Source organism: Lactobacillus gigeriorum DSM 23908 = CRBIP 24.85 (assembly GCF_000296855.1).
Classification (GTDB): Bacteria; Bacillota; Bacilli; order Lactobacillales; family Lactobacillaceae; genus Lactobacillus; species Lactobacillus gigeriorum.
In genome coordinates, this window is the sequence record NZ_CAKC01000003.1 from 1 (window position 1) to 7,469 (window position 7,469).

The 7,469-nt window shown below is 33.2% G+C and carries 3 protein-coding genes and 4 pseudogenes; 4 read left to right on the forward strand and 3 right to left on the reverse strand.

Translation table 11 applies throughout. From position 1 onward, the window contains the following. Window positions 1-77: 77 nt before the first annotated feature. Window positions 78-380, reverse strand: a pseudogene (locus BN52_RS00620) (hypothetical protein); the annotation flags it as partial. Between the two features lie 2 nt (window positions 381-382). On the opposite strand from BN52_RS00620, the pseudogene BN52_RS09680 reads away from it, so the two are divergent. Further along, window positions 383-523 (forward strand): annotated as a pseudogene (locus tag BN52_RS09680) (IS256 family transposase); the annotation flags it as partial. Window positions 524-546: 23 nt separating this feature from the next. Continuing rightward, window positions 547-1,188 (forward strand): MFS transporter, encoded by a 642-nt coding sequence (locus tag BN52_RS00625; RefSeq protein WP_008472096.1) that lies wholly within the window; start codon window positions 547-549, stop codon window positions 1,186-1,188. Between the two features lie 68 nt (window positions 1,189-1,256). On the opposite strand, the gene BN52_RS09550 is transcribed toward BN52_RS00625, so the two are convergent. Continuing rightward, a complete protein-coding gene (locus tag BN52_RS09550) occupies window positions 1,257-4,028 on the reverse strand; it encodes an SLAP domain-containing protein (RefSeq protein ID WP_008472097.1) in 2,772 nt (923 codons plus the stop codon). 108 nt (window positions 4,029-4,136) lie between these two features. Further along, complete coding sequence (locus BN52_RS00635) at window positions 4,137-4,940, reverse strand: DUF4931 domain-containing protein (protein WP_008472098.1); 804 nt, start codon at window positions 4,938-4,940, stop codon at window positions 4,137-4,139. Window positions 4,941-4,954: 14 nt separating this feature from the next. On the opposite strand from BN52_RS00635, the pseudogene BN52_RS00640 reads away from it, so the two are divergent. Continuing rightward, window positions 4,955-6,249 (forward strand): annotated as a pseudogene (locus BN52_RS00640) (extracellular solute-binding protein). Window positions 6,250-6,598: 349 nt separating this feature from the next. Further along, window positions 6,599-7,042, forward strand: a pseudogene (locus tag BN52_RS00645) (IS110 family transposase); the annotation flags it as partial. Window positions 7,043-7,469 lie beyond the last annotated feature (427 nt).

A 7,469-nucleotide genomic window follows, 5' to 3' on the forward strand; every position in this document is an offset into this window, starting at 1 on the left:
GACGTTTTAATTTAAGAATGAATTTAATCTGCGGGATCATCAACCAAGAACTGGCTATCTAGTTTCGCAGTAACTCTATTCTTCATTGCTTTACTATTTAAGTAATAGTATTGCAAACCAGATTGAGTAGTCCAACTAGAATATTTCTTATCCTTAGAAGCAACCAAATATACTGGTGCACCAGCACCGCGGCCCTTAACGTTATGAACTTTTTCTATTCTAAACTTAACTTTTTGAACCTTTTTAGGACTAATGGTTTTTGCTTTCTTCGAAGGCGTGATATTTTTAACTAATTTCTTATAGTTGGACTTACCAACATAAATCTTTGACGCATCTTTATCCTTAAGAATGCGCATGATATAGCCTTCCTTAGTAAAGCTAACCTAAAGCAGAGTTTCCAACTGAACAGTCGCTTAATACTTTTATTGGCATTCAGGCAATGAGCTACAACGAACGCTATTTCAATCGAATCCACAAAGACCTTGGTCAGGTTCAGGATACCTTAGAATTCTACTTTGATTAAATAAAAGATTAAAAAACCGATCTATGAGAAAAATCTATTTACACAAAAGATTTGACAGTTTCATCAATCAAGGTGAAAAAGCTAAAGTTGAAGTTCATATCAATAAGACTGTGGTATTATTTGCAATTGCTACCTTAATTGTGGGTATTTCTTACATTGGCGCAACTGCTAAAATTCCTTTTTTGCTTGAAAGTAAATATCATATTCCAGAAGCTCGAGTTACTAATTTAATGACAATTCTAGCTTTCAGTGGTGTTGTCCTAGGATTCATTTTTGGTCCAATTTTAAAGCGACTAGGCAATTTTACTTATCCTTTAATGCTGGCATGTATGTCATTAGGTAATTTTTTCTTTTTATTACCTCAAAATATGGTGCTTTTCTATATTGGAGCAATTTTGATTGGACTTTCTTTTGTAGGAACAATGTCATTTACTTTTTATTATGTAGCTGAACACGTACCACATACTGGTATTAATTTTGCTACTTCACTATTGTTAGCTTTAGGTAATGTGGGTTCAATTTTAGTACCGCTTATCCTTACTAAATGGATCAGTTCATTCACTAATAATATTTTTGTAGCTCTATTTTATGTAACTACTATAGCTCCATTAACATGTGCTCTAATAGCTCTAATTATCTTTAGTAAACAATCTAAAAATCAATAATTATTAAGATCAAAATAACGCTGATTTCTTATAAATTCGAAATCAGCGTTATTTTGATTAGTTATTTGTTATTTGCGCTTAGCTTTAAAATTAATTGCTTTGACATATTGTCCCCTAGCAATTCGGTAATATTTCTTACCATCTCGTAAAGCAATCTGTTTACCATAAGTTGTTAATTCTTTACCCTTAGTAAATTTCGTTAAACCAATTCTTTGGCCCTTATTATTGTAAACATAGGCATTACGCTTTAAAATCCTTTGCTTACCTGTAATATTGATAACACGGACATATTGATCCTTATCTGCTAGCTTGTAGTAAGTCTTACCATTAATTTCAACAATGGTTGGTAAATATTTAATTGAACTATATGCAACATACCTACTACCAGTGTCATTACCAAATTTGTCATATCCTTTTGATAAGAACATTACAATTCCACTAACATATTGATCTTGGCCAATTATTTGAGACGAATCATTAGTTGAAGAATTACCAGTCACATCTGAGTAATAATTTGAGCCATCATCAGCTGAATTTTTACTGTAAGTTATATTTACAGTAGTCTTGTTACTATCTGTATCTGGCGTTACAACTAAACTGTCAATAGTTTCTTGACTTGGAGTATAGCCTGGAATTGTTGGCACATCAATCTTATCAAAGGTATGTTTGCCATCTTCACTCCATTCATCATAAGTAAGCCCTTTTGTTACTTCATCTAAAACGCCTGAACGCTTAAATGTTACTTCTTGAGTAATGGTCTTGGTTTGATTTGTCTGTGGATCAGTAATATTAATGACCCTCTTAACCGTTTTGACAAAATCATCCTTGTTCATTCCCTCTGGTACATCATTCGGGTCAATGGTAGTCTTTTTATGACTTAAGTAAACCTTCCACATAATTGTAGGATTTTTACTACTGTCATAATAGTTGTCAACTAATTCATCAGGCTTGGTAGCCAATTGAGCTTCTTGATTTGAATCCATTTGGCCATTAACGACTTTAAATGCTTTTTTATTTACTTTTTTATTTACTATTTCATAACCTTTAGCTTTTAGTAATTTGTCATAGGATGCTTGAATTGCATCATAAAAAGCTTGCAGTTGATCTGCTGCATCTCTAACTGGACGTTTAACTTGTGCATATGGGTCCTTATTAATAATTTCTCCTGTTTTTTCATCAACAAATGTTACATATACAAAGTTAGGTGAACCCTCACTTGATGGATCTGTTGGATCCTTAATAACGAAAGCATACTTGATGAAGATAGGATTAGTAGTATCTGAAATAATTTCCATTGGATGTGATTGCTTGAAAGCTTGCAAATAATGTCCATTCAAGTCAGTATGATTGGCAATGATTGTTCTAACTGAACTATTATCAGCATCTGTACCAAATAAGTAAAGACCAATATTCGGTTTATTGTTAATTTCAACTTTATTAAGTTTCCAGCCGCTAATATTTAAAACATTTAGCTTTTTAGTGTTAGCAAACATATATGTAAAATCAGTAACATTTGAAACATTCCAAGTACTTAAATCTAGATTTTCAATACCTGAACCATCAAACATCTGCACGAGAGTTGCACCATGCTTCTCGGTTGGAGAAGACGTCAAATTAGTAAATTTTAAATCTGATAATTGCTTGGTACCAAAGAACATTCTACTAAAATAACGTACAGAATTTGTTTGCCAGTCGGTTAAATTCACTTCTTTAAGTTCTGCAGCATTCCAAAACATGTTTGACATGTCATAGACATTTGAAACATCTAAATTGGCTAAATCAGCCTTAGTCAGATTATTTTGGTAATGTGTGTCAGTACCCCTATTGTGCTCACGATAGGTTCCAAAAACTGAAACCAAATCACCTTGTAAACTGTCGTTGTAATTAACTGTAGGTTTTACATGTAAACGTGAGTCGCTTAATTTTGAATCCTTGTTATGGCTTATAGTAATGGTAAAATCTTTTCCTTCTGGATTATTAGTTTTACTTGCCAATGTCAAGAAGATATTATGCAAATCATCGCCAGTTACATATGCGGCTTGCTTTTCAGTGATTATTCCTTTTTTGACAAAATCAGCAGTATTTGGCAACACAACATCATAACCACCTTTGGTTATATCCCAACCAGTGATTTCTACGCCTCTACTATTATTGTTATACGATCTCTTATATTTGATTGCTGCCCAATCGATTTTATCCTCAGCAGTTGCTTCATTTTCAGCTGGTTGTGCTTCATTCTGAGTTTTTTCCTTAGCTTCTGCTAGTTTCATCAATTTTAGGCTTAGCAGTTGATGCTTCTTGGACTTATTAGGCTCGACACCTTCACCCTCATTCTTTTTATTTTCAGTTACTTCAGGTACAACAGTTTGATTATCATTAGATTGACTGGTAGCTGCTTGCTTTTCAATCTGAGTATTTGCTACTGGTTTTATTTTAGGCTTAGTAGTTGGAGCTTTTTGGCCTTCATTAGGCTCGACACCTTCACCCTCATTCTTTTTATTTTCAGTTACTTCAGGTACAACAGTTTGATTATCATTAGACTGACTGGTAGCTGCTTGCTTTTCAATCTGAGTATTTGCTACTGGTTTTATTTTAGGCTTAGTAGTTGGAGCTTCTTGGCCTTCATTCTTGACACCTTCTTTTGTTTCTGCCCCTGCTTCACCCTCAATCTTTTTATTTTCAGTTACTTCAGGTACAACAGTTTGATTATCATTAGACTGATTGGTAGCTGCTTGCACACTGGTATTTGAAACTACAAAAATAATACTCCCAAACATTACTGAAACAAGACCTATTGCTAACTTTCGCAAAGAATACTTAGGTTTTTTCTCAAAATCCATAGATATTAACCTCCATGATAAATCTTAAATACTAAACGTTCCATCTATATTCTATATGATATGTAGATTTTTACAAGCAATTACACTTTTTATATAAGCATCATCAAATTAAAGACTGATACCGCCTGTAACAAAGCCTTTCAAACGCTTAGCTTCCCAACGTAAAGTATCGGCATCATCTACTTGGGAAATCTTATAACCAACAAAATATGGGGAGGCATAAAATCGTGGAATGATTTTACAACAAGTTCCCTCGCCCTCATTTAAAGGATAAAAGAATAAATTATATGAGTCCACGCCATGAGACAAAACCGAACGTACATATTGTGTTCCCTTTTGAATTAAGTCTGCCCAAATGTCTAAATCTTGATTATGCTTAGTCAAAATATTAACTTCTTGATAACCTTGAACTGGATAAGCCGAAAGATTCATCTCTACATCTCCAGATTTACCTACTTCAAATCCAGTAAAATTATCTTCACCAATATCTTGATATCCATCCTTATGATTCAAACCAACAATCTGCATATGAGGATGTGTCAAAGAACCATCAGACTTGGGGCCAAAATTCTTATACCAAAGAACACTCCTATATTTTTTAGAGAAATACATCTCATGGAAACATTCTAATGCAAAGCGCATCAATTCCTGGTTTTCTTCTCTTGTATAAGTTGAAATATCACCTTGATGGTCACTAGACTCAATTAAAATCGTTTGATCCGTATCCTGTAAAGTTGGATATTTATTTTTCAACCAAATTTTATCGCCTTCTCTTCTAAAGATATTCTCAAGATGAGCAACATCACAAAAAGGATAGCTAGTATTCTGATTGCTTTGCCTGTTGCCATAATCATAATCATAAGGCTTACCTTTACCAATTTCATAAGTATATACTAAAGGGTCTTTATCCATAATCATCACACTTTTTGAATTTAAAGAGCAAAATTACTACCATCGGGACTGTAGCCTTAGCTTTGGTAAGTTTAAGCGCTTGTTCCAACCAACAACAATCATCTTCAACTAAAATTCCTACGAAGATTGATAAAAAAACCACAGTAACATTTTGGTATTCCTTAACTGGTAGCTCAAAGGCAGCTTTAGAAAAGTTAACGGCTGACTTTGAAAAGAAAAATCCAAATATTGATGTTAAATTACAAAGTCAGGGTGGTAACTATTCTGATTTACAATCTAAATTGACCTCAAGCTTCCAATCATCCAAAAATTTGCCAACAATTACTCAAGCTTATCCTGGATGGCTTTATAATGCTGCTAAAAACAAATTATTGGTTAATTTAAAACCATATATAACCAATAAAGAAATTGGTTGGGGATCTTTTGAAAAGACAGGTATTCAATCCGGTTTATGGGATGGAGCTAAAATTAATGGCATACAATATGGTGTGCCTTTCAACAAGTCCGTTGAAGTGCTATTTTACAATAAGACACTTCTTGATAAATACCATGTCAAAGTTCCGACCAGTATGGCAGAATTAAAGACTGCATCTCAAACAATTTATGAAAAGAGCAAACATAAAGTCAGTGGTATGGGATTTGATGCTTTAAATAATTACTATATGCTTTCAATGAAAGAAAAGGGCTTTGATTTTGACAATAAGCTCAATTTTGCAAGTTCAGCTTCTAAAAATATTATCAATTACTATGCTGATGGAGTAAAAGCAGGTTACTTCATGCAAGCTGGTACCCAAAAGTATATGTCAACACCTTTTGACAATGGCCAAGTTGCAATGTTTATTGGGTCAACTGCTAATGAAGCTTATATCAAGCAAGGTTTAAATAAGAAATACGAATATGGTGTTGCTGCTCGTCCAAGCAAGATGAATGTTCAACAAGGTACTGATATTTACATGTTTAATAAAGCTACTGCTAGCTAAAAATCTGCTGCTTTTATGTATATCTTAAGTTCCTTGCGTCTAAGTCATCACAACTATATTGGGCACAACAAACTGGATATATGCCAGCTAATACTTCAGTGTTAAATTCTGATGTTTATAAGTCTAATAAAGATAGTAAAATTCCAGCAATCTTAGGTAAAACAGCTAAGAATCTCTACTTCTTACCTGTTACTAAGAATGCTACAAGTGCTTATGATCAAGTCAATGTCAACATGCAAACGATTTTAGCTCAAGCCAGCAAGCATTCATCTTGGAATAATGCAATCGCTACTGGCAAAGCTAAACTTGATGCTGCTTGGAAGCAATAACATAGTTTAAAAATCATTTAATCCCAAAAAGCAGCCTCGTTTTAGGCTGTTTTTTTTAGACTCGATTTTTAAAATTTCTCCATAATAAAAATTCTAAGCTAAATAGTGAATTAGTTATCCGACGGGATAATTGATTCACTATTTTTATTCTCTTGTAGAATTTAAGTAGTAGTAAAACTATATGTCGTCGGGGCTTTAGACACTTGATGTCGCATAATAAACTGGCAGTTTTGCTTGAGTTTTCAGGAGTCTCTTCGAAGAATGTGGACACTTAGATGTCGAGTTTAGAAAATTAGATCTCATTTCTTAAGTAAATACGTTTTACTACTTGAGCTTAGGGGGTTATATTATGCAAGTTACTTTTGGAATTGATGTAAGCAAGTCGAATTCTATTGTTTGCGAACTAATTAGTGAAAGTAAAAATGAACTTACTATTACCAATGATCGTCCTGGTTTTATTCAATTACTTCATGAGCTGGCTGCTTTTTCTAAACATCCACAAATTATTTTTGAAGCTACCGGTGTTTATTCACGCAGACTGCAGGCTTTTCTTGAAGACTACGGCTATGAATATGTTGTTCTTAATCCGCTTAAAGCCAAAAAAGAGATGAATATGGGGCTACGCTACAACAAGACCGATAAAACTGATGCTTATCATTTAGCTTTAATTCAAAGACTTTATCGCCATCCAGTTAATCAAAGCAAATCCCAAACTTATAAGCAGCTTAATGCTTTGAGCCGCTTCTATGACCAGCTGACAAGTGACTTGGTAATAGCTAAAAATCGACTTCACTAAGCTCTACAATCAACCTTTCCCGAAATTGAAAACTTATTTTTCTACCTAAAATCAAGTATTATTAGGTATTTTAAGCAAATATTTTTGATCATTCTTATCAATTTTTAAATCAATTGGAGATTATAATTATTAATTTTTGTATGACAAACAGCAGCTAAGTGTAAAATAATTTGCGGTAAGGTAAAGAACAAATGAAAAAGGAGTCAAATCCCCCTAGGGACTTGACTCCAAAACAAAAAGACCAGTAGTCTAGTGTTAACAAAAAAATAAAAAATAGAAGCTGGTCTTTTATGAACTCAATTGTAACTGAAATCGTAAATATTATAAAGTCTGAAAATAATTATATTAGAGTTACTGCGAAACATCTGCTATAATCTTAAATTATGAAATACGAAACAGCTAAAAATTTAAACAATACCAGATT

What these genes read in the sequence shown, in the direction of transcription:
- BN52_RS00635 (WP_008472098.1), bottom strand. Translation starts at nt 4,940, where the DNA reads ATGGATAAAGACCCTTTAGTATATACTTATGAAATTGGTAAAGGTAAG.
- BN52_RS00625 (WP_008472096.1), top strand. Translation starts at nt 547, where the DNA reads ATGAGAAAAATCTATTTACACAAAAGATTTGACAGTTTCATCAATCAA.
- BN52_RS09550 (WP_008472097.1), bottom strand. Translation starts at nt 4,028, where the DNA reads ATGGATTTTGAGAAAAAACCTAAGTATTCTTTGCGAAAGTTAGCAATA.